Genomic DNA, 21,441 nt, shown 5'->3' with positions numbered 1-21,441 from the left:
GAGGGCGCGGCAGTGATCCACGAGGTGGACGAGGTCCTCAAGGGGCTGCTGACCGGAGGCGCCCTCGCGGGCAGCGGCGTCGAGATCGCCCTCGACGCGCCGACCCGCGACTGGGCCGCCCGGCGCAACTCTCCCACGGTCGACTGCTACCTCTACGACATCCGCGAGGACACGCTGCGGCGCGAGCGCGGTCACGTCTCGGTCAGGAACGAACAGGGCGTCACCGTCCGCAGGCGGCAGCCGCCGCGCTGGTTCCGGCTCTCCTACCTGGTCACCGCCTGGACCAAGCAGCCGCAGGACGAGCACCGGATCCTCTCCGCGGTGCTGGCCACGCTGCTGCCGCACGAGCTGCTGCCGCCCGAGAAGCTGACCGGCTCGCTCGCGGCGCTCGGGCTCACCGTGCCGCTCTCCGTCGCCTCGCTGCAGATGGAAGCCCGCTCCACCGCCGAGATCTGGTCCGCGCTCGGCGGCGAGCTCAAGGCCTCGCTCGACGTGGTGGTCACCGTCCCGATGCTCTCCTACCCGGAGTACGACGCCGGGCCGCCCGTCACCGAGCTGGGCGTGCGGGTGCGCGGCATCGAGGGCGACCTGGAGGACTCACCCGACCGCCACTTCCCGGCGCGGCATCTGGCCGCAGGCGGCGCAGGAGGCAGCACCGCGGGCGGCGCTGACGGCAGCAGCGGCAGCCCGGCGACGGCGCCGGTGCCGCGCACCCGCAGGCCCGGCTCGGGCAGGCCGTCGGGCGCGGTGTCGGAGTGAACCCTTCCGCTCCGCTGCTCGCCCGACTGGACCGGCTGCGGGAGCGGGTGGCGCGGCTGGTCGCGCTCCGCAGCGCCGACGACCCCACCGCGGACGACCCGCTGCGCGGCCTCTACCTCTCCCCGGACGCGGCCCGTCACCTGCTGCTGCGCGCCGACGCCGCGTCGGCCGGGCCGGATGGGCCCGTCCCGGAGGCGCCACTGCCGGGACCCCAGGAGTTCGAGGACGCCGCGGAGTTCGAGGACGCCGCAGAGGCCGAGGAGGCCGCGCGGCCGGAGGGCGGTGACGACCGCCTCTACCGACTCGCCGTCCGGCTCGGCCTGACCGTGCTCGACGTCCAGTTGCTGCTCGTCGCGCTCGCGCCCGACCTGCAGCGCGCCTTCGAGCCGCTCTACGGCTACCTCAACGACGACGTCAGCCGCCGCCGCGCCACCGTCGGCCTGGCGCTGGAGCTCTGCGGGCTGCCCGCGCACTCCGCCGAGGGGCGCGCCCGGTTCCACCCCGCCGCGCCGCTGTCCGCCCTCGGCCTGCTGCGGATCGAGGAGCCCGACCGGCCCTTCCTCAGCCGCGCGTTGTCCGTCCCGGACCGGGTCGTGGCGCACCTGCTCGGGGACGACACCCAGGACCCCACGCTCGGCGGCCGGGTACGGGCGCTGGCCGCGCCGCTCGTCCGGCTCCAGCACGATGCCCTGCCCCAGCGGCTCGGCAAGCGCCTGGCCGCCGGTCCGCTGACGGTCTATCTGCGCGAGCAACGCGAGGGGGACGGCCTCGCCTGCGCCGCCGCCGCACTTGCCGTCGCGGGACAGGAGGCGCTGCACTACGTCCCCCGCGCCTCCGCGCCCGCGCCCGCCGACTCCCGCGACCACGAGACCCCCCAGTACCACGAGGCCCGGTACCACGAGACCGACCACGAGATCGCCGCGCTGCTCCGTGAGGCCCGGCTGCGCGGGTGCGCCGTCGTGGTCGCCCCGCTGCCCGACCGGCCGGGGCCGCTGATCCGCGCGCTGGCCGTCTCCGACGTGCCGGTGCTGCTCGCCGGGACCCGGCCGTACGACCCGCAGTGGTGCGACGGCCACCGCGACCCGCTGGTGCTCGATGCTCCCAGGCAGCGCGCGGGCGACCTGGACGCGTGGTCGGCGGCGCTCGGCAGCGCCGAGGCCACCGGGGGTGGACCGGCCGACCTGGCCGGTGTCGTCGCCCCCTACCGGCTCGGCGGCGAGCACATCCGCCGCGCCGCCCGCGCCGCGCAGGAGTTGGCCGCCTTCGAGGACGCCCCGCTCTCCGGCTCCCACCTGCGGCTGGCCGCCCGCCAGCAGTCCGCCTCCGGCCTGGAGCAGCACGCCCGCCGCATCCGTCCCGCCGTGACCTGGGACGACCTGGTGCTGCCCGAGGCGCCCCTGGCCCACCTGCACGAACTCGCCCTGCGCTCCCGCCACCGCGAGCGGGTCCTCGGCGACTGGCGGCTGAGCGCCGGAGGCGGGCGGGGCCGTGGCGTGCTGGCGCTCTTCGCGGGGGACTCCGGCACCGGCAAGACCCTGTCGGCGGAGGTCGTCGCGGCCGAACTCGGCCTTGACCTCTACGTGGTGCAGCTCTCCTCGGTCGTCGACAAGTACATCGGCGAGACCGAGAAGAACCTGGAACGGATCTTCACCGAGGCCGACCGCACCGACGCGGTGCTGCTCTTCGACGAGGCCGACGCCGTCTTCGGCAAGCGCTCCGAGGTCAAGGACGCCCATGACCGCTACGCCAACCTCGAGAGCGCCTACCTGCTCCAGCGCCTGGAGTCCTTCGACGGCATCGCCCTGCTGACCACCAACCTGCGCGCCAACATCGACGACGCCTTCACCCGTCGCCTCGACCTGGTGGTCGACTTCCCCTTCCCGGACGCCGCACAGCGGTTGGCGCTGTGGCGGCACAGCCTGGCCTCGGTGCCCTGCGTGCCGGGGATCGACCCGGGGCGCTGCGCCCGGGAGTTCGAGCTGGCCGGAGGGTCGATCCGCAGCGCCGTGGTCACCGCCGCCTACGCCGCCGCCGGTCGCGGCGAGGCCGTCACCGACGCCGACCTGCTGACGGGCGCTCAGCGCGAGTACCGCAAGGCCGGGCGTCTGGTCCTGGACGACGACAACGGCTGGTGACGGAGCCTTCCGTCACCAGCCGTCGTGCCTGTTCCTGCTCGCCGAGTCAGCCGCTCGGCCGCTCAGTGGCTCAGCCGTTGTGCTGGACCCACTTCTGGTTCGAGGTACCGCCGCACGTCCACAGCTGCAGCCTGGTGCCGTTGCCGGTGCCCTGGTTGGTGGCGTCCACGCACTTGTCGGCCATGATGCTCACCAGGTCGCCGCCCTGGGTGGTGTTGAGGGTGAACACCTGGGCCGGGCCGCCGTTGCAGTTGGCCAGCTGGATCGTGGTGCCGTTGGCCGTGTTGGCGTTGGCCACGTCCATGCACAGGCCAAGCGACATGACCTGTCCCTGGTAGCTCGGTGCCGTGAAGCCGTGGAAGGTCCACTGCTGCCAGACGGCGTTGCTGCAGTCCCACAGCTCCAGCGGCTCGCCGTCCTTGCCGCCCTGCGCCACGCCGTTGGTCACCGTGATGCAGCGGTTCGAGCCACGGCCGACCAGCTCGAAGCCGCCGCCGGCCGCCGCAGTCGTCGGCGGCGGGTTGTTGCCACCGCCTCCGCCGTTCCCACCACCGTTCCCGCCCCCGCTGCCACCGCCGTTGCCGCCGCCACCGTTGCCGGTCGGGACGACCTGCACCGGGGTGGGCTGCGAGTTGCCGCCGCCCGTCGTGGGCTGCGGGGCCGCCTGCGTGGGCGGGGGAGCGACACTCAGGCTGGGCGTGGGCAGTTCGCTGGAGGACGCCTGCGCGACCAGCGGCGTGGCCTCGCTGCTGAACGCCGGCGGGTTGGTCATCCAGAGCGCGACGAAGGCGATGACGAGCCCGATGCAGAGGCTGAGGACGGTGAAGAGCCAGCGCGGCAGGAACCCGCGCTGGACGTACGTCCCGTCCACGTTCAGCGGGTTGACGCCCGAGCGGCGCACCACCAGCCGGTACGGCCGGTTCTGCTTGTGGCCGATCCAGATGATCTGACGGGGCTTCAGCGTCGCGTTGACGAAGGCCGCGCGCCCCGGCTCGATCTGGACGTTGGCGGGGACGACCTCGTAGCCGATCTGGTCGCCGTTGTTGTCGTCACCGTTGATCGAGGCGGTGAGCGTGGTGTTGCCGAGGTTGTCGACGGCCAGCTTGGGCCGTCCGCGGAAGCGCCCCTTGACGGTGTGCGGGACGAGTTCGGCCCGCACCTCCATGAACGGCGTGACCGTGATGTTGCCCTCGGGCACCGTCGTCGCCTCGGGGTGCTCGGTCGGGGTGACCTGCACGGCGTAGGGGTGCGGCCCGGCGGCGGCGTCCGGGGTGCGGGGTGGTGCGACCGTGAGCTCGACCGTTCCCGTGGTGCCCGGGTAGAGCCGCAACGTCGGTGGTTCGACCGTGATGTAGGGCGCGAGGTCGCCAACCGTGGTGAAGCGGTACTCGTCGACGACGTCACCAGTGTTGCGGATGCGCAGGCGTACTGTTGCGGAGCTTCCAGCGTCGACTGTCGTGGACGCGGGCTCCAGGGAAGTCCATAGGCTCACCTGGAGAACCTACCGGCGGCGCGCCCCCCGGGTCAGGAGGCTGCGGGGCAGGGTGCCCGCCCCAAAGTGCCTGCCGTGGTGCCCTGTCGGGCCACCGGCAGGGTGGTGCGGGGCAGTCGGCCGCCCGGGAACCGGCGCGAAACCGCTCGACGGGCGCCCCCGCACGACCGGAGAAGCAAGAACCCTTGCCCGGACCGTTGCCCGAACGGACCGGTTGCGCGCCCCAGTTCAGGGTATTCAGGTGCCGGACCGAACTCCTCGGCGAACGAGACGGCTGCTTCGACCGGAAGCCCAGGTCAGGCCCACACCGGCCGGCGTCCGCCGCCTGCCCGTTGGTGCATCGCCCGGGGCAGCGAGGATGCCCCGGGTCAGGTACCGGAGGACGTTTCCGAAACGGGTACGAGCAGCGACTGTTGTCGTGGTCCTGTCTTGAACTGCGAGGAGCGCTGAGTATGCCGTCGTACCTGTCGCCAGGCGTCTACGTGGAGGAGGTCGCCAGCGGCTCGCGCCCCATCGAGGGTGTGGGCACGTCGGTGGCCGCGTTCGTCGGTCTTGCGCCGAACGGCCCTCTCAACGAGCCGACGCTGGTGACCAACTGGTCGCAGTACGTCGCTTCCTTCGGTGAGTTCACCGACGGTTACTACCTGGCGCACGCGGTCTACGGCTTCTTCAACAACGGCGGCAGCGCCGCCTACGTCGTCCGCGTCGGTGGCGTGGTCGGCGGCGTCTCGGGTGTGGCCACAGCTGCCCCGGCGGCGCTCGCGGGCGGCAACGTCCGCGCCGCGCTGCTGCCCGGCGAGGCGAAGGAGCTCGGAACCTTCAAGGTCTCCGCGATCGCCGCCGGCCAGAGCGGGCTTTCGGTCGAGGTCGTCGACGCCGAGGGAGACGGTCCGGCCGACCGCTTCCGCCTGGTCGTCAAGGACGGCGACAAGTCCGTCGAGACCTTCGACGTGTCGGCGAAGAAGGGTGGCCGCAACTACGTCGTCACCCAGGTCAAGGAACGCTCCAAGCTGATCTCCATCCAGGAGGCGGCCCCGGCCGCGCAGCTGGTCCGTCCGGAGAACCAGACCGTCGCGCTGCCGGCGCCGTCCGCCGACCCGGCGTCGGCCCCGGTGCCCACGGGCACCGGCGAGGTGGAGCAGGTCGGCGTCCGCGAGTACGTGGGCGACTCGGCCGACCGCACCGGCTTCGGCGGTCTGGAGGCCGTGGACGAGGTCTCCATGGTCTCCGTCCCCGACCTGATGGCCGCCTACCAGCGCGGCGCGATCGACCTGGAGTCGGTCAAGGCCGTCCAGCTCGCGCTGATCGCGCACTGCGAGCTGATGGGCGACCGCCTCGCGATCATCGACCCGCCGCCGGGCCTGAACGCCCGTCAGATCTCGGTCTGGCGCCAGGAGACGGCCGGCTACGACTCCAAGTACGCCGCGCTGTACTACCCCTGGATCAAGGTCTTCGACCCGGCCAGCGCGCAGACCCGGATGATCCCGCCGAGCGGTCACGTGGCCGGCATCTGGGCCCGCAACGACGCCGAGCGCGGCGTCCACAAGGCCCCCGCCAACGAGGTCGTGCGCGGCGCGGTGGACCTGGAGATGCAGATCACCCGCGGTGAGCAGGACCTGCTCAACCCGCTGGGCATCAACTGCATCCGGGCCTTCCCCGGTCGCGGCATCCGGATCTGGGGCGCGCGCACGCTCTCCTCGGACCCGGCGTGGCGCTACCTGAACGTCCGGCGCTACTTCAACTACCTTGAGGAGTCCATCCTCACGGGTACCCAGTGGGTGGTCTTCGAGCCGAACGACCAGGCCCTGTGGGCCCGGATCCGGCGCAACATCTCCGCCTTCCTGGTCACCGAGTGGCGCAGTGGCGCCCTGTTCGGCGCCACGCCGGACGACGCCTACTACGTGAAGTGCGACGGCGAGACGAACCCGCCGGAGTCCGTGGACCTGGGCCGGGTCATCTGCGAGATCGGTGTCTCCCCGGTGAAGCCGGCCGAGTTCGTGATCTTCCGGCTGGCGCAGTTCTCCAGCGGCGCAGGTGAGTTGGAGGAGTAGCCTCCTCCCTCCCCGCTCGCCCTCGGGCGAGCCACGACCGGTTCGAGTAGACGTGTTCGAGAAGAAGTAAGGAACACCAGGCATGAGCCTTCAGCCCGGCGATTCGCTCACATCGCACAATTTCGGCCTCCAGATCGACGGCGTCATGGTCGAGTACCTGCAGGAGGTGAACGGCCTGGACATGAACCAGGACGTCATCGAGTTCCAGCAGGTCTCGGCCAACGGCCAGCCCGTCACCAAGAAGCTGCCCGGCGTCAAGCGCGCCGGTGAGGCGACGGTCGTCCGCGGCATGACCCAGTCCACCGCCTTCAACGACTGGATCAACGCGTCCGTCCGCGGCGACATGGGCTCGGCCCGCAAGAACGCCAGCATCATCGTGATGGACTACATGAACAACCCGGTGAAGCGCTACCACCTGCGCAACGCCTGGTGCAGCAAGGTGTCGGCGAGCACGGTCAAGGCCGGCGAGGCGTCCGCGCTGACCGAGACCGTCACCATCACCTACGAAGAAATGATCATGGAGTAATGCGCCGCAGCTCCGCCACCAGGTCCGGCGGCGCCGCCGTCGCCGGACCCGATGCCGCCGAGTCCGCCGGTTCCGCTTTCGCGGCGCCGGCGGCCCCGCCGGTCGAACCCGCGCCCGTGCGGCGGCAGTTGCGCACGGAGTTCGCCTTCGAGCTGCCGCGCGGCTACGTCGACGAGCAAGGCAACGTCCACCGCGAGGGCGTGATGCGCCTGGCGACCGCCAGGGACGAGCTCATCCCGCTGCGGGACGTGCGGGTGCAGGAGAACCCTGCCTACCTGTCCGTCGTGCTGCTCGCCCGGGTGATCACCCGGCTGGGCACCGTCGCGCACATCCACGACGGCGTGGTGGAGAACATGTTCGCCTCCGACCTCGCCTTCCTGCAGGACTTCTACCGCCAGATCAACGCGGAGGGCCACACCCGAGCCGGGGTGACCTGCCCGCACTGCGAGCAGCCCTTCGAGGTTGAGCTCGGCGGGAGCCGCCTGGGGGAATCGTGACGTACGCGACCGAACGCATTGACGAAGAGATCGCGTACATCGCCTACCACTTCCACTGGAGCCTGGAGGACATCCTGGACCTCGAACACCGCGACCGTCGCCGGTACGCCGAGCAGATCGCCTCGCTCGTCACCCGCGCCGCGGCGGAACGGTAACGGGGGGCGGGGCTCAGCCATGGGATTCCTCGACCGATTCCGGGGCGCCGCGGCTGCCGCGGCGCCGAGTGCTGGTTCGGCGCCTGCTTCGGCGCCCGCGCCTGCGTCTGCGCCCGCGTCCGGGCCTGTGTCCGGGCGGGAGGAGGCTGCCGCGCCGAGCGCCGCCGCGTCGCGCGGGTGGGCGGCGCTGCCGCCGATCCAGCGCGCCAGCGCCGGTCCGTCGCGGCCGGCCGTGGCCGCGTCCGACTTCTCGCGGTCGCTGGCCACCTGGCAGAACCCCAGCTTCATGGGGACCCTCTCGCACGCCGTCCTCGACGGTGCGCCCACCGGCGTGATCCGCGACGCGCTGACACCGGTCGGAGGCGGCGCTGGGGGTGGGCGCGAGTCGTTGGGCGCGCCCGCGCTCGAACTGCCGGTGGCGTCGGCCGATCCGGTCGACGAGCCGGCGGGTGAGGCAGGGGTCGGCGCCGCGTTGGGTCTCACCGTCCAGCGCGTCGTCTCTGCCACCCGCCCGACCGGCCCGCGCGTCGCCCCCGCACGCCCGAGTCCGGCGTCCGCCACCCGCTCGGTTCCGCTGACGCGCGCCACCACCCCGCCCGTTCAGCGGCGGGTGCTTCCGGCGGCGGCTCCGGCGCCGAGGCCGGTCGCGGGTGTGACTCCCGCTGCCTCCGCTGCACCGGCCCGAGCCGCTGCCTCCGTCGCGGCCTCGGAGCCCGCTGCCGCCGACTCCGACCCGGTACCAGCGCCAGTACCGGCACCGGTGACGCCTTCGGTCACGCCGCCGCGGTCGACGTCCCCGTCGCAGCCGACGCAGTCGACAGCCCCGTCGCAGCCGGTGTCGGAGCGGCCGTTGCCGGTTCGGCCCGAGGCCGCGCAGGTGTCCAAGGCGACGGCTGCTCCGATCCAGCGGGTCGCGCGCCCGGCGACCGACGCGAGGGCAGCGTCTGCGCCGTCCTCTTCGCCGTCCCCTGCGCAGACGTCTCCGCCGACCGCTGCCGGTACGGCTCCCGTTGCCGCGCCCGTCCAGCGTTCGACGGGAAGGACCACGAGCCAGGAGTCCGGCGGCGCTCCGGGATCAACTCCGCCTGCTGCGTCGACCGATGGGCCGGTGCGCTCAGCGACGCCGACCCCGTCTGCCGCTCCGATCCAGCGCGCGACCCCTCCGCGAACGGACCGTCCCACGACGGCATCCCCTTCGGCTGCGGCTGCTACGCCTGTCGCGCCGGTCCAGCGGTCGGCCGCTGCGTCGTCCTCGCCGCGTCCCGCGTCGCCGGGCGTGCCGCTGCGGTCCGGCGGGACCGATGCGACGACATCGGCGCCGCCTGCCGCCCCGATCCAGCGCGCGACTGCTCCGGCGTCGATCCCCGATGCTGTGCCTCCTGTCGCACCAAGGGCGTCGAAGGAGCAGGCCTCGACGCAGCAGCCCGTTCCGACCCCGGTTCGGCGGGCCGTGGAGCCCTCGGTGTCCTCGGCTGCGCCGTCTGGGTCTGCCGCCGCGCCTGCCGCGCCTGCCGCTTCAGCCGCACCGGTGCAGCGGAGCGGCGGCGAGCCGTCACGTCCCGAACCGAAGCAAGCGGCGGGGACGTCTGCGCCCGAGTCGGCGCCTCTTCCCGCAACCGTTCAGCGCTCAACAGCCGCACCCGCACGGCCGGTTGGTGCCACGCCCGCTCCTGCGCAGGATCTGCCGGTCCAGCGGCGGGTCAGCGGTCCTGCGGAGGTGCCCTCCTCCTCGGCCCCCGCCGCTGTCGTCCCGGCTGCGCCGACGCCGACGCCGACTCCCGCTCCGGCTGCCACGCCTGGCCCGGCCGCTGTGCAGCGCCGGGAAGTCGGGCTGGGGGAGCCCAGCCGCCGTGCCACGCCGACGTCTGACGCCACCGCAGCACCCGTGCAGCGGCGGCGCTCCCTGCTCGGCGCGCCCATGACCGCGCCGCCCGCGCGTACGACACCGCTCACGGGCGGGTCGGTGCAGCGGTCGACGGCAGTGCGGCCGACCAGCGCGGCGGGAGCCCCGGGTCCGGCTACTCCGAGCAGCGCCAGCCCTGTTGTCCCGGCGTCGTCCCCGGTGGCGGCAGCCGGGCGCACGGCATCGCAGGCTTCTCCGGTGCAGCGGTCCATAGCTGACGCTCCATCAACCCTGACAACTCCGATCACCACCGCGACCGCGAACCCGTCGCCGATCGTGCCGTCGGCGGACGCTGCCTCGCAGGCAGTGGTCGCGCAGCGGTTGACCGAGAGCAGTGCCGTGGGCGGCCCTGCCGCTGCGCCCACCGCCCCGTTGGCGACTCCTTCCGGGGTTGCCACGGCCGCTGCATCGCCTGCGTCGACTCCCGACGTCCCGCGTGTGGCGCCGATCCAGCGGTTGGCGCAGGCGTCGGCGGGGACCTCGGACGGCGGAGCGCCGCCGGTGCAGCGGCTGGCGATGGGCAGCGGAGCAGGCCCGGCCGCTCAACTGCCGATGCCCACCGCTGAGTCGGCGGCAGAGGCGGTCGCGCCGACTGCCGCCAAACCGACTGCTGGCTCGGCCTCCAGGCCGACCGCCGTACGGCCGTTGGCACCCGCCCGTGCCGTCGCGCGGAGGGTGGACGCGCCCGCATCCGTCGCCGTGCAGCGGTTGAGCGCGTCGAAGGCGGTGCCGCTGCGCGTGGAGCCCGCGGCGACGTCGAGGCAGGAGCCGGTGACGGCAGCGCGGAGTACCGAAGCCGCCCCCGCCATGCCTACCGCTGCCCGCCCCACCGCTCCGCAGCGACTGCACAGTGCGGCAGCAGCCCCTGCGCCGAACGTGGTTCAGCGTGCCGCCGCAGCAGCCGCACCTACGGTCCACCACACCCCCACGGTCCACACCCCAACGACCCATGTGGCGTCGCCTGCCTCGCCTGTCTTGCCGACGCTGTCCAGGCCCGCGCCGGTCCGGCCGGTGCCACTCGCGTCGCCCGTCGCCGCTCCGCCGGTGCAGCGGGCCGTGCAGCCCACGCAGGCCAGGCAGGCAATGCCGACCGCCTCGCCTGCCTCGCCCGCGACGTCGGCGCAGTTCGCGCCGCTGCCGGTGCAGCGGGCACCGCAGACGCCGCCGACCCGGTCCACGCCCAACCCGCTGCTCTCGCTGATCTCCCCGCCCCGGACCGCCGAGCCGCGGGTCTCTCCCGTCACGGCGAAGGCCAACACGCCGTCCGGCTCCCGCACCGACCGCGAACCGACCGCGCAGGAGTCGTACACCGCGCCGCCCACCCTTCTCGGCCCGCCGCCCCCGTACACCTCGAACGATCCCCAGCAGATCACCGAGGCGTTCGACCCCCGTATGCTCAAGGAGAGCCAGGTGGACGAGCTGACTCAGCGTCTGATCGGCCCGCTGACACGGTTGTTGCGCATGGAGCTGCGGTTCGACCGCGAGCGCGTCGGCCGACTCCGCGACAACCGCCGCTAGCCGCAGAGCCACCGCGACACAAACAAGCAGAGCCGCTGACCGCACCACCCGATCCGCCCGCAGGAAGGCAGCATCCGATGCCCCAGGAACAAGACCCAGGCTCAACCATCTTCTTCCACCTCACCATCGACGGTGAGAGCCTGGGCACCTTCAACACCTGTGAGGGCCTGGCCTCCTCGGTGGAGATCCACCAGCACCAGGAAGGCGGCAACAACGGCTTCGTCTGGCAGCTGCCGTCGCGGGTGACGTTCTCCAACATCACGCTGACCCGTCCGCTGACGCCCGACACCTCCAAGGTCGCGACCTGGATCAGCTCGATCACCACCGGCATCCAGCGGCCGACGGCGCAGATCGCGGCCCTTCGCGCGGACGGATCCCTGGTCGCCCGGTGGGGGCTGATCGACGTGCTGCCGGTCAGCTGGCGTGGCCCGTCGCTGAACCCGGAGAACCCGGCGGTGGCCACCGAGACGCTGGAGATCACCCACCACGGCTTCACGGATGCGGGGGCGGCGTAGATGGCAGGCGGTGGAGGAGCAGGCAAGAGCCTGGTCCGGGCGACGATCGCGATACACGAGCCGCCCCTCGGCGGCGGCACCTCGCCCGGTGGGCTGATCAGCAACTTCAGCTTCGACTTCAACCCCTCGCAGCTGCAGATCAGCCGCCGGGCCACGTGGAAGGCCACCACCACGCCCGGCCACCACGACGGGCCCGTCCCCGAGTACATGGGGCCGGACCCGCGTGAGCTGTCGGTCGAGATCTTCCTGGACCGCTCGCAGACTCCGGACAGCAACGATGTGCGCAAGAACGTCGAGTCGCTCTTCTCCTGCTGCGAGACGACGGCGTCGAGCATCGCGGCCAACAAGCCGTCGACGCCGTGGGTGATCTTCCAGTGGGGGGCCTTCTCGACCGCCCGCTTCAACGCCTACGTCACCTCGGTGGACGCCACCTACACCCTCTTCAGCACCACCGGCGTGCCGATCCGCGCCACCTGCCGGGTGTCGCTGCGCGAGGTGCCGGGGCAGACGGCGGGTCAGAACCCGACCTCCGGCGCGCTCACCGCGCGCCGCGTGCACCGGGTGGTCTCGGGTGACTCGCTCCAGTCGCTGGCCTGGCGCGAGTACGGGGACGCCACCGCGTGGCGGGCCATCGCCGAGGCCAACGGCATCGACGACCCCGCCCAGCTGACGCCCGGCACCGCGCTGATGCTGCCCGCCGCCGAAGAGGTGGGTCGCTGATGCCCGAGTTCAGTTACTCCAACGTCCTCCACGTCGAGATCGGCGGCACCAAGCTGACCGACGCGGTCGCCCGCCACCTGGTCGCGGGCTGGATCGACTTCGCCGCCGGAGTGCCCGGCGCGTTCGAGCTGACCTTCCGCGACCACGAGCGGCTGGTGCTGGGCCAGACCGGCGCCAAGCTGGGCGCCAAGGTGGTGCTGGCCCCGGTCTCGGACGGCCAGGGCGCCGCGTCGCCGCTGCTCACCGGTGAGATCACCGCCATGGAGAGCGACTACGACAACACCGGCAGCTTCACCGTGATCCGCGGCTACGACCTCGGTCACCGGATGCTGCGTCAGCGCCGGGTGCAGGCGTACCGGAACATGACCGCCTCGGACATCGCGCGGCGGCTCTGCGCCAAGGACAGCGTGCCGGTCGGCAGCATCCACGCCACCACCACCGTCTACGACTTCATCACCCAGGCCAACGTCACCGACTGGGACTTCCTCAGCCGCCTGGCGGACGAGAACGACATGGTGATGTCGCTCAGCGCGCGCGGCACCTTCCAGTTCGTCAAGCGGGAGTCAGCCGCGGGCGCGCCCTCGCCGAACAGCGACACCGCCCCGCTGACGCTCAAGGCGTTCAAGGACATCCTGCGCTGCCGCGTCGCGGTCACCTCCGCCGACCAGGTCTCCGAGGCGGTGGCCCGCGGCTGGGACGTGACGGCGAAGAAGGACCTGGTCAGCCAGGAGCCCGCGGTCGACAACCCGGCCATCGTCATCGGCACCACCCCGGCCGCCGCCGTCGCCGCCTTCGGCGAGGCCACCCGCGTCGAGACCGACATCCCCTTCGACACGCAGAGCGAGGTGAAGAACGCCGCCAGCTCGCTGGCCGACGACATCACCGCCTCGTTCGCCGAGCTCGAGGTCACCGTCCGCGGCAACCCCAAGCTGCGGCCGGGCGTCCCGATCGCGCTCGGCGCGGTGGGGGAGCCGTTCGAGGGCAAGTACACGGTGACCGGCGCCCGGCACAGCTTCGGCGACAGTCGCCACTACGAGGTCCAACTGACCGTCAGCGGACGTCAGTGGCGCTCCCTCTACGGCCTCGCCTCCGGCGGCAGCGGCGGTGCGCCGCGACTGCCCGGCGTGGCGAACGCCGTGGTGACCGACATCAAGGACCCGCTCAGGCAGGGCCGGGTCAAGCTGCGCTTCCCCTGGCTGGACGACACCTACGTCAGCGACTGGACCCGCAGCATGCAGTTCGGCGGCGTCGGCGGCGGCGGGCTGATCGGCTTCGACGTCGAGGACGAGGTGCTGGTCGCCTTCGACCGCGGCGCGCTGGACCACCCCTACGTCATCGGCGGCCTCTACAACGGCAAGGACCAGCCCGGCCGCAACGACGTCCAACCCGTCGACGGCACCAGCGGCAAGACCGTCCGGCGCACGCTGGCCGACCGCAGCGGCAACCGCCTGGACCTGCTCGACCAGCGCCTCGGTACCAAGCGCGGCGTGCGGCTGAAGACCGGCGACGACCAGCTGACGATCAATCTGGACCGCACCCAGACCGAGATCACGGTGGACAGCACGGGCAGCGTCAGCATCAAGGGCGGCACCTCCGTCTCCGTGAAGGCGGGCGCGAGCCTGTCGCTGGAGGCCGGCGCGGACCTGACGGTCAAGGCCGGTGGCGTCGTCAGCATCGAGTCGATGGGCGCGGTCAGCGTCCGCGGCACGGCGGTCGCGGTCAACGCGCTCGGCGCGCTGGAGCTGAACGCGATCGGCGCGGCCGTGCTCGCCGGAGAGGGCTCGCTCGCGCTGACCTCGCCGCTGAACGTCGACATCGCCGGTGTCAACGTCGCCATGGTCGGCGTGGTCACCGCCAACGGATTGCCGGTGGTCTGATGGCGAACAGAACCCGGGAGCAGGTGCTCTGATGGCAGAACAGTTCGTCGGCAGCGGCTGGGCGTTCCCGATGCGGATCAGCCCCACCGGAGGCATCGCGCTGGTCAGCGGGGAGCGGGAGATCGAGGAGGCGATGCGGCTGGTCCTGGCCACCGCGCCGGGCGAGCGGCCGATGCGGCCCGAATTCGGCTGCGCCATCCACGACATGGTCTTCGCCCCCGTCAACGAGGCCACCGCGGGCCGGATCCAGCACGAGGTCTTCGTCACTTTGGACCGCTGGGAGCCGCGCATCGAGGTCGAGGACGTCGAGGTGACCGCCGGGGACGACCAGGCGGTGCTCTACATCGACGTCCGCTACTCGATCCGCGGCACCAACAACCCGCGCAGCCTGGTCTTCCCCTTCTACGTCATCCCCGAGCACGACGAACCGGACACCGAAAGCGACCGCTGATGGCCCTGCCCTCTCCCAACCTCGACGACCGCCGCTTCCAGCAGTTCGTCGACGACGCCAAGCGCTACATCCAGCAGCGCGCCCCGGAGTGGACCGACCACAACGTGTCCGACCCAGGCGTCACGCTCGTCGAGACGGTCGCCCACATGGCCGACCAGATCGTCTACCGGCTCAACCGCGTGCCGGAGAAGAACCATCTGGCCTTCCTCGACCTGATCGGCATCACGCTGTTCCCGCCGTCGGCGGCGCGCGCCCAGGTGACCTTCTGGCTCTCCGCGCCGCTGGACGAGCCGGTGCGGCTGCCGGTCGGCACCGAGACCGCGACCGCGCGCACCGAGAGCGAGGAGGCGGTGGTCTTCGCCACCGAGCGCGAACTCACCGTCGTCCCCAGCGCGTTGTCGTACCTGGTGGTGCAGCAGCAGGGCGAGCCGACGGTCGACCGCACCTCGGACCTGGCCGAGCACAAGGACCTGATGTGCTTCACCGAGTCGCCCCGGCCCGGTGACAGCATGATGATCGGCCTCAGCAACGCCGTCCCGCACTGCGCGGTGGCGGTGACGCTGGACAGTCGCGTCGACGGTGTCGGCGTCGACCCCCGGCAGCCCCCGCTGGTCTGGGAGGCCTGGACGGAGGACGGCTGGACCGAGTGCGAGGTCGACCGCGACGGCACCGGCGGTCTCAACCGCCCCGGCGAGGTCGTGCTGCACATCCCCGGCGGCCATGTGAAGTCCCGCACCGGTCGTCAGGAGGCGGGCTGGATCCGCTGCCGGGTGACCGAGCCCCAGCCCAGCCAGCCCTTCTACACGACCTCGCCGACCGTGCGCCGGGCCGAGGCCTTCACCATCGGCGGCACCACCGGCGCCGTGCACGCCGAGACCGTCCGCGACGAGCTGCTGGGCGAGTCCACCGGCCTGCCCGGCCAGCGGCTGCGGCTCGGCCACGCGCCCGTCGTCGGCGACGTTCCGCCGCTGCACATGCAGATCGGCGACGGCGACGGCTGGACCGACTGGGAGGTCGTCGCCCACTTCGCGGCCTCCGGTCCCGACGACCGGCACTTCACCCTGGACGCCGCCACCGGCGAGATCGCCTTCGGCACCGCCGTCCGCGAGAGCGACGGCAGCCTGCGCCAGTACGGCGCGGTGCCGCCCAAGGGCGCGGCCATCCGCGCCCGGCAGTACCGCACCGGCGGCGGGCGGTCGGGCAACGTCGCGCGCGGCGCCATCCAGGTGCTGCGCAGCTCGGTGCCGTACGTCTCCGAGGTGGTCAACCGCGAGGCCGCCACCGGCGGCGTCGACGGCGAGACGGTCGAGGAGGCCAAGAGCCGCGCCCCCATCACCCTGCGCGCCCAGGACCGCGCGGTGACCCTGCGCGACTACGAGGAGCTGGCCCGCCGCGCCGCGCCGGAGACCGCCCGGATCACCTGCCTGGAGGGCGAGCCCGACCAGCACGGCGCCCACGCGGTCCGGGTCCTGGTCGTCCCGCAGGCGGTGCCTGACGCCGGCGGCCGACTGCGCTTCGAGCAACTCGTCCCGGCGGACGTGCTGTTGGAGCGGATCACGCACTACCTGGACGAGCGGCGGCTGATCGGCACCCGGCTGGCGGTCGGCCCGCCCTACTACCAGGGCGTCACCGTCGTCGCCACGTTGCACGCCTTCCGCGGCGCGGACACCGACCGGGTCCGGCGGCAGGTCCACGACGCGCTCTACCGGCACCTCGACCCGCTGGTCGGCGGTGCGATGGGTCACGGTTGGCCGTTCGGGCGTCCGGTGCAGTCCGGCGAGATCTTCGCGGTGCTCCAGCGCGTGCCCGGCGTGGAACTCGTCGACCAGGTGCTGCTCTACCCGGCCGACCCGCTGACCGGAAAGCGCGGGGACGCCACCGACCGGATCGATCTGGAGGCGCCGTCCCTGGTCTTCTCCTTCGACCACCGGGTCAGGGTCATCGGCGGCAACGGCGGTTCGGGGGAGCAGTCGTGAGAGGTTCCGTCGACGGGCTCGGCTCCTCCGCGCCGCTCGGCGCGATGCTGCCCTCCGTCTTCGCCGAGGACGACCTGGCACAGCGCTTCGTCGCGGGGCTCGACGACGTGCTGGCCCCGCTGCACAACGTCCTGGACTGCCTGGACGCCTACTTCAGCCCCGCGTTGGCCCCGGAGGACTTCGTCCGCTGGCTGGCCGAGTGGGTCGGCGCCGAGGTCGACGGCACCGAGGAGGAGGCGCTGCTGCGCGCCGCCGTCGCTGCCGCCGCGCGCCTGCACCGCATCCGCGGCACCCGCCGTGGCCTGGCCGAGGCGGTGCGGCTCGCGTTCGGCGTGGAGCCGGTGATCACCGAGAGCGGCGGAGCGGAGTGGAGCGCCCGCCCGCTCGGCCCCGTCCCCGGCGAGCGACATCCCCGGCTGCACGTCACCCTGGCGCTGCCCAGCCCCACCCCACTCGACGAGCACCGGCTGGAGGCCCTGGTCTCCGCCGCTCGCCCCGCACACATGCCGTACACGGTCCAGGTGACCGCGCTGGAAAGGAACTGACAGGTGACCAGCCAGAACGCCGACGCGTCCGGGAGCGGGCTGCAGGCCTGCCCCGAGTGCGGCACGCCGCCCACTCCGGGCCAGTCCTTCTGCGACGGCTGCGGAGCCGTCCTCACCTGGACGTCGAGCAGTTCGTCCAGCGGCGCGTCGCGCAGCGGCGGCAGCGAGGCGGCTCCTGCCGCGAAGCCCACGGCCCCTGCGACTCCCGCAGCTCCCGCCGAGTCGGCCAGCGCCGCTCCGTCCCCGGCTGCCGACGAGGCCAAAACTGACATATCGTCATCTGCCGCCGAGGCCACCGTTCCTGCGGCGCGTGAGGCGTCCGCCGACGAGACGCCGACCGAGCCCCTGCCGTCCGCGACCCCGGCCGCTGCTGCGGTCGGCTCCGCGGACGCCGAGGACGCGGCGACCGCGCGGGCCCGCGCGCTGCTGGTGCCCGTCATCGAGGCGCAGCACCAGGAGGTCGCACCGTCCATCGCCCCCGTGCTGCCGGGACGCCCGGTCGCCGCGCGGCCGGCCGTGCAGGCGCCCGGAGCCGAACTCGGCGACGAGGGCGGCGTGCCGTGCCCGTGGTGCGGCACCGGCAACCGGGCGGACCGGCACTTCTGCCGCCGCTGCGCGATGTCGATGGAGGGCCGCCCGGAGGACCCGCCCAAGCTCGCCTGGTGGCGTCGCCTGCCGGGCTTCGGCCCGCGCCGCAACCCGTGGGCCGGGGAGCGCCCCCGGCTGCGCAGCAACTGGAGCCGGGTGATCAACTGGGCGATCGCCGCGGTCGTCGTGGCCGCAGTCATCACGCTCCTGGTCAACAGCGGCACGATGGCGCAGGCGGTCAGCGACCACTTCGCCTCGCGTTCCCTCGTCCCGCCGGACATGTCGAAGATCAGCGCGTCCAACTCCTACCCGCAGCACGGGCCGGAGCTGGCGTTCGACGAGCACAACAACACCTGGTGGGGTCCCGGTTTCACGGGTGACGACGCGGGCCGGTGGATCCAGGCCGGGTTCGACCAGCCGGAGAACCTGCTCGACGTGATCATCTCCCCGGGTGAGTCCACCAACGCGTCCGACCTCGGCAACTCCGCGCTGCCGCAGACGCTCCAGGCGACCGTCACGGACTCGAACGGCAAGGTCTCGACGACCCTGCTGACCCTGAACCCGAACGTCGGCCCGCAGACTCTCCCGCTCCGCTTCGACAACGTCGTCACGGTGCGCTTCACCATCGAGTCGGCCTACAACGCGTCCCCCACCAAGCAGGTCGCGATCGCCGAGATCGAGTTCTTCGGCCGCTCGCACGGCAACGGCTCGTAGGACGCCGTAGCAGTCAGGACACCGCAGCATGCAGGGCGCGGGGCTCGTGAGGAGCCCCGCGCCCTTGGCGTCTCAGCGTTGGTGACGAGCCGTCAGGACGCTGTCGTGGTCACCGTGGTGGTGCTGGCGGGGCCGGTCCCGGTGGCTGTGACGGCGGCGACGGTGAAGGTGTAGGTCGTCGACGGCTGGAGGTCGCCGATGACGCGGAACATGGCCTTGCCGGCCTGCTGGGTGTCCACCGCGTCGCGGCCGGTGACCTGGATGGTGCGCCCGTCGGAGACGGTGACGGTGTAGCCGATCACGTTGGTGGCGCCCGACGTCGCGGGCACCGCCCAGTGCAGGCTGACCGAGCCGGCCGCCGCGTAGCCGGAGACGCCGCTGACCGCGCCGGGCAGCGCGCCGGAGCCGGGGCCCGGGGTGACCGGAGCGGCCGGGATCGACTGGTCACCGGTGCCGACGCGGTTGCGGGCGGCGACGGTGACCGAGTACGCCGTGCCGTTGGTCAGACCCGGGATGACGGCGTACCCGAGGCGCTGGAAGTCCGCCGCGGAGATCCGGGCCGTGACGGACTGTCCGCCGCCCACCGGGGTCGCGGACAGCGCGTAGGAGTCGACCGGGGAGCCGTTCTCCTGGTACGACGGGTTCCAGGTCGCGTAGACGCTGCCGTCGGCCGCGAACGTGCCGACCAGCAGCGGGGTGCCAGGGACGCCCGCCGGAGCGGTGCGCTCGTGCAGCACCCACGTGTACGCGGGCTCGATCCCCGCCGCCGCGACGACGGCCGCCGGGGCGTCCGCGGGCGAGGCGATGATATGGTTGCCCTGGGTGACCAGCCCCTTGTTGTCGCCGTCCGGAGTGCCCTCCTCCCACCAGTTGCCGGAGATCAGCGTGGGGTCGTTGTTGCCCAGGTTGTCGCGGTAGTCGGTGTGCCGGGCGGAGACGTCCGCGAAGCTGACCCCGTACATGACGTTGCCGCTGACGGTCTCGTAGGTGCAGCCGTTGTCGGTGTAGACCGCCTTGCCGAAGCCGTACTGGTCGTGGATGACGTTGCCCGTCACCTTCTCGCCGTCGGCCATCGAGGTGCCGGTGATGCCCTGGGTGTATATGCCGCCGCCGTCGTCCAGGACCGCCATGTGGTCGTAGATCAGGTTGTCCGAGACCTGGTTGTCGTGCGAGTAGTTGGGCGTGGCGGGCACCTTGATCTTGTCCGGCCAGCCGCCCCAACCCATCGAGATGGCGGTGTAGGGGGTGTGGTCGATCTGGTTGTGGGCGATGACGTCGTCCTCGCTGTAGCCGTTGAGGACGGCCACGCCGCCGTGGAACTCCACCGGCAGGCCGTAGAGGTGATTGTCCGTCACCTGGTTGCCACGGGTGTGGTCGGCGTCGGCGGTCGGCAGCGGCTGGTCCACGCCGCCGAGCTCCACGCCGTTGCCGGAGATGTCGGTGAAGACGTCGCCGCGCACCGCGTCGTTCTGCGCGCCGTCACCGAGGTCGAGACCGGCCGCGCCGAGGTGGGTGAAGACGTCGCCCGAGAAGTCGACCCGTTCGCCGTGCTGCACCGAGACGTTGCCGGGCTCCTTGGTCCACGCCCCGAACGGGCAGGTGGCGGGCGGGGTGGTGCCCGCCGGAACGCTGCTCCCCGACAAAAACTGGCAGAGGCCCTCGGTGGCGTAGCCGTCGGCGCCGGTGATGGTGTAGCCGGCCTGGATCTCCGAGAAGCCCTCGGGCGAGGACGGCGTCAGCCAAGTCGCGTACTCGAAGCGCAGGTTGCGGAAGGCCAGGTCGTGCACGGGGGCCTGGGTGGTGCCGTCGGCCGTGACCAGCTGCTGGAGCACGGGGGCCTCGACGTCGGCGTCGGCCAGGCGCTGGCCCGCGCGCGGCATGTAGTAGACCGTGTGCGCGGAGCGGTCCAGGTACCACTGCCCGGGCTGGGTCAGTAGCTCGAAGGCGTTCTCGACCCGCGCGGGCGTGGCGTTGTGCGACAGCGAGGCGGGACCGACCATGCTGACCGTGCGGGTCGACCCCGGGAACATGACCCGCTTGGTGGAGTTGTCCCAACAGGGCTGCGCCATGGTGATGGTGGTGCCGCTGATCGAGGCGATCGGGCAGCGCGGCTCGGTCCAGTTGCCGAGGCCCTCCACCTGGGCGTTGAACGCGCTGGTGCCGCCGGTGTAGACGAACTCGATGTCGGACGGGTCGCGCCAGTGGGACATCACGTCGCTGGACGCGGTGTAGCCGGTCGGCGTCTCGGTGAGCGTCACCGGGAGCGCGCCGGTGGCACGTTCCTCTCGCTGCCCGTCGACGTAGAGCTGCCGGGTGTTGACCAGGCCCGCCGGGGCCGGGGCGGACCAGAGCCCGGCACTGCCGCGCACCGGCCGCCAACCGGTCACCTGGAGGCCGCCGCTGAGGACGGTGTCGCCGGTGCCCTGCCAGACGACGGTGTGGCCGTTGCTGCCGGAGTCGCTCGCGTCCATGGTCAGCGGATGGTCCAGGCGGAACGTCCCGGGGCCGAGATGCACGGTCAGGTCCGCGGTGAGGTCGCCGTCGCGTGCCCGGACCAACTGCTGGGCGCGGTCCAGGGTCCGGACCGGGCGGTCGGCGGTGCCGGGGGCGGCGTCGTCGCCGTGGACGGAGACGTAGACGTCCTGGCTCCGGTTCTGTTCCTGGACTTGGCCCTTGTTCAGCCCGTAGACCGGCTGTCCGGGAGTCGCCTGGGCGGAGGTGCCGAGCAGCAGTGCGGCGGCGGTCGCGAGGACCGTCGCCGCGCCGATCAGTCCGGCACGTGTCCGGTTGCGTGGATCAGGCATAACCATCCTTCGGTGGGGACGGGGTCGCTCTAGCTATACATCGGAGCTATCGTCTTGGAAAGGTTCCTAACAGGGCTGGTTTCTACGAATTTCTGCGAATGCTCTGCCCTTGACGGTGCCGCAGCGCTTCCAGACATCGGATGTCTTGGGTCGATCCACGGGTCTGCCCAGGTCGGCTCGGATATAGCCCAGGGAGGCTGGGGGAGCTTTGGTAC

General features: G+C 72.4%; 19 protein-coding genes. 14 read left to right on the top strand and 5 right to left on the bottom strand.

What is annotated here, in order from left to right:
- The first annotated feature begins 12 nt into the window (after positions 1-12).
- Entirely contained in the window at positions 13-759 is a 747-nt protein-coding gene (locus tag I2501_RS17605; RefSeq protein WP_196195062.1) for a DUF4255 domain-containing protein, read from the top strand.
- On the top strand, positions 756-2,894 hold the full coding sequence (locus tag I2501_RS17600; protein WP_196194986.1) for an ATP-binding protein: 2,139 nt from the start codon (positions 756-758) through the stop codon (positions 2,892-2,894). The genes I2501_RS17605 and I2501_RS17600 overlap by 4 nt, the downstream gene beginning before the upstream one ends.
- Before the next feature lie 70 nt (positions 2,895-2,964).
- Here the strand turns inward: I2501_RS17600 and I2501_RS17595 are convergent, their stop codons facing one another.
- Positions 2,965-4,386: a ricin-type beta-trefoil lectin domain protein gene (locus tag I2501_RS17595; RefSeq protein WP_196194985.1), complete on the bottom strand. Its 1,422-nt coding sequence runs from the start codon at positions 4,384-4,386 to the stop codon at positions 2,965-2,967.
- 452 nt (positions 4,387-4,838) lie between these two features.
- Between I2501_RS17595 and I2501_RS17590 the strand changes: the two genes are divergently transcribed.
- From I2501_RS17590 to I2501_RS17575, 4 genes are all read left to right on the top strand, one after another.
- Positions 4,839-6,437, top strand: coding sequence for a phage tail sheath subtilisin-like domain-containing protein (locus I2501_RS17590; protein ID WP_196194984.1), 1,599 nt, complete (start codon positions 4,839-4,841; stop codon positions 6,435-6,437).
- A gap of 82 nt (positions 6,438-6,519) precedes the next feature.
- Entirely contained in the window at positions 6,520-6,963 is a 444-nt protein-coding gene (locus tag I2501_RS17585; RefSeq protein ID WP_042422551.1) for a phage tail protein, read from the top strand.
- Complete coding sequence (locus I2501_RS17580; RefSeq protein ID WP_196194983.1) at positions 6,963-7,460, top strand: hypothetical protein; 498 nt, start codon at positions 6,963-6,965, stop codon at positions 7,458-7,460. Before I2501_RS17585 ends, I2501_RS17580 begins: the two co-directional genes overlap by 1 nt.
- Positions 7,457-7,615, top strand: coding sequence for a DUF6760 family protein (locus I2501_RS17575; RefSeq protein ID WP_196194982.1), 159 nt, complete (start codon positions 7,457-7,459; stop codon positions 7,613-7,615). The genes I2501_RS17580 and I2501_RS17575 overlap by 4 nt, the downstream gene beginning before the upstream one ends.
- Before the next feature lie 600 nt (positions 7,616-8,215).
- Here I2501_RS17575 and I2501_RS17570 read toward each other — a convergent pair.
- The 3 genes from I2501_RS17570 to I2501_RS17560 form a co-directional block, all read right to left on the bottom strand.
- Entirely contained in the window at positions 8,216-8,797 is a 582-nt protein-coding gene (locus tag I2501_RS17570) for a hypothetical protein (RefSeq protein ID WP_196194981.1), read from the bottom strand.
- Between the two features lie 438 nt (positions 8,798-9,235).
- Positions 9,236-9,916, bottom strand: a complete 681-nt coding sequence (locus I2501_RS17565) for a hypothetical protein (protein WP_196194980.1) — start codon at positions 9,914-9,916, stop codon at positions 9,236-9,238.
- Between the two features lie 144 nt (positions 9,917-10,060).
- Entirely contained in the window at positions 10,061-10,327 is a 267-nt protein-coding gene (locus I2501_RS17560; RefSeq protein WP_196194979.1) for a hypothetical protein, read from the bottom strand.
- 202 nt (positions 10,328-10,529) lie between these two features.
- Here I2501_RS17560 and I2501_RS17555 point away from each other — a divergent pair, with 202 nt between their 5' ends.
- The 8 genes from I2501_RS17555 to I2501_RS17520 all read left to right on the top strand — a co-directional run bounded on the left by I2501_RS17555 (position 10,530) and on the right by I2501_RS17520 (position 18,422).
- Complete coding sequence (locus tag I2501_RS17555; protein ID WP_196194978.1) at positions 10,530-11,036, top strand: hypothetical protein; 507 nt, start codon at positions 10,530-10,532, stop codon at positions 11,034-11,036.
- Positions 11,037-11,113: 77 nt separating this feature from the next.
- Positions 11,114-11,551 (top strand): phage tail protein, encoded by a 438-nt coding sequence (locus I2501_RS17550; RefSeq protein ID WP_196194977.1) that lies wholly within the window; start codon positions 11,114-11,116, stop codon positions 11,549-11,551.
- On the top strand, positions 11,552-12,271 hold the full coding sequence (locus I2501_RS17545) for a CIS tube protein (RefSeq protein ID WP_196194976.1): 720 nt from the start codon (positions 11,552-11,554) through the stop codon (positions 12,269-12,271). It abuts the gene before it with no gap.
- Positions 12,271-14,148: a VgrG-related protein gene (locus I2501_RS17540; RefSeq protein WP_196194975.1), complete on the top strand. Its 1,878-nt coding sequence runs from the start codon at positions 12,271-12,273 to the stop codon at positions 14,146-14,148. The genes I2501_RS17545 and I2501_RS17540 overlap by 1 nt, the downstream gene beginning before the upstream one ends.
- A gap of 31 nt (positions 14,149-14,179) precedes the next feature.
- Positions 14,180-14,599: a GPW/gp25 family protein gene (locus I2501_RS17535; RefSeq protein ID WP_196194974.1), complete on the top strand. Its 420-nt coding sequence runs from the start codon at positions 14,180-14,182 to the stop codon at positions 14,597-14,599.
- Positions 14,599-16,575: a putative baseplate assembly protein gene (locus tag I2501_RS17530; protein ID WP_196194973.1), complete on the top strand. Its 1,977-nt coding sequence runs from the start codon at positions 14,599-14,601 to the stop codon at positions 16,573-16,575. Before I2501_RS17535 ends, I2501_RS17530 begins: the two co-directional genes overlap by 1 nt.
- A complete protein-coding gene (locus I2501_RS17525; RefSeq protein ID WP_196194972.1) occupies positions 16,572-17,120 on the top strand; it encodes a phage tail protein in 549 nt (182 codons plus the stop codon). Before I2501_RS17530 ends, I2501_RS17525 begins: the two co-directional genes overlap by 4 nt.
- 3 nt (positions 17,121-17,123) lie before the next feature.
- A complete protein-coding gene (locus tag I2501_RS17520) occupies positions 17,124-18,422 on the top strand; it encodes a zinc ribbon domain-containing protein (RefSeq protein ID WP_196194971.1) in 1,299 nt (432 codons plus the stop codon).
- A gap of 92 nt (positions 18,423-18,514) precedes the next feature.
- Here I2501_RS17520 and I2501_RS17515 read toward each other — a convergent pair whose 3' ends face one another.
- Positions 18,515-21,226: a fibronectin type III domain-containing protein gene (locus I2501_RS17515; protein ID WP_196194970.1), complete on the bottom strand. Its 2,712-nt coding sequence runs from the start codon at positions 21,224-21,226 to the stop codon at positions 18,515-18,517.
- Between the last annotated feature and the right edge of the window lie 215 nt (positions 21,227-21,441).

Source organism: Streptacidiphilus fuscans (assembly GCF_015690355.1).
GTDB lineage: Bacteria > Actinomycetota > Actinomycetes > Streptomycetales > Streptomycetaceae > Streptacidiphilus > Streptacidiphilus fuscans.
The sequence above is the reverse complement of the archived record's forward strand: the minus strand, read 5'-3'. Positions and strand labels throughout refer to the sequence as shown.

What these genes read in the sequence shown, in the direction of transcription:
- I2501_RS17590 (WP_196194984.1), top strand. Translation starts at nt 4,839, where the DNA reads ATGCCGTCGTACCTGTCGCCAGGCGTCTACGTGGAGGAGGTCGCCAGC.
- I2501_RS17585 (WP_042422551.1), top strand. Translation starts at nt 6,520, where the DNA reads ATGAGCCTTCAGCCCGGCGATTCGCTCACATCGCACAATTTCGGCCTC.
- I2501_RS17580 (WP_196194983.1), top strand. Translation starts at nt 6,963, where the DNA reads ATGCGCCGCAGCTCCGCCACCAGGTCCGGCGGCGCCGCCGTCGCCGGA.
- I2501_RS17560 (WP_196194979.1), bottom strand. Translation starts at nt 10,327, where the DNA reads ATGGCGGGGGCGGCTTCGGTACTCCGCGCTGCCGTCACCGGCTCCTGC.
- I2501_RS17550 (WP_196194977.1), top strand. Translation starts at nt 11,114, where the DNA reads ATGCCCCAGGAACAAGACCCAGGCTCAACCATCTTCTTCCACCTCACC.
- I2501_RS17545 (WP_196194976.1), top strand. Translation starts at nt 11,552, where the DNA reads ATGGCAGGCGGTGGAGGAGCAGGCAAGAGCCTGGTCCGGGCGACGATC.
- I2501_RS17540 (WP_196194975.1), top strand. Translation starts at nt 12,271, where the DNA reads ATGCCCGAGTTCAGTTACTCCAACGTCCTCCACGTCGAGATCGGCGGC.
- I2501_RS17535 (WP_196194974.1), top strand. Translation starts at nt 14,180, where the DNA reads ATGGCAGAACAGTTCGTCGGCAGCGGCTGGGCGTTCCCGATGCGGATC.
- I2501_RS17530 (WP_196194973.1), top strand. Translation starts at nt 14,599, where the DNA reads ATGGCCCTGCCCTCTCCCAACCTCGACGACCGCCGCTTCCAGCAGTTC.
- I2501_RS17515 (WP_196194970.1), bottom strand. Translation starts at nt 21,226, where the DNA reads ATGCCTGATCCACGCAACCGGACACGTGCCGGACTGATCGGCGCGGCG.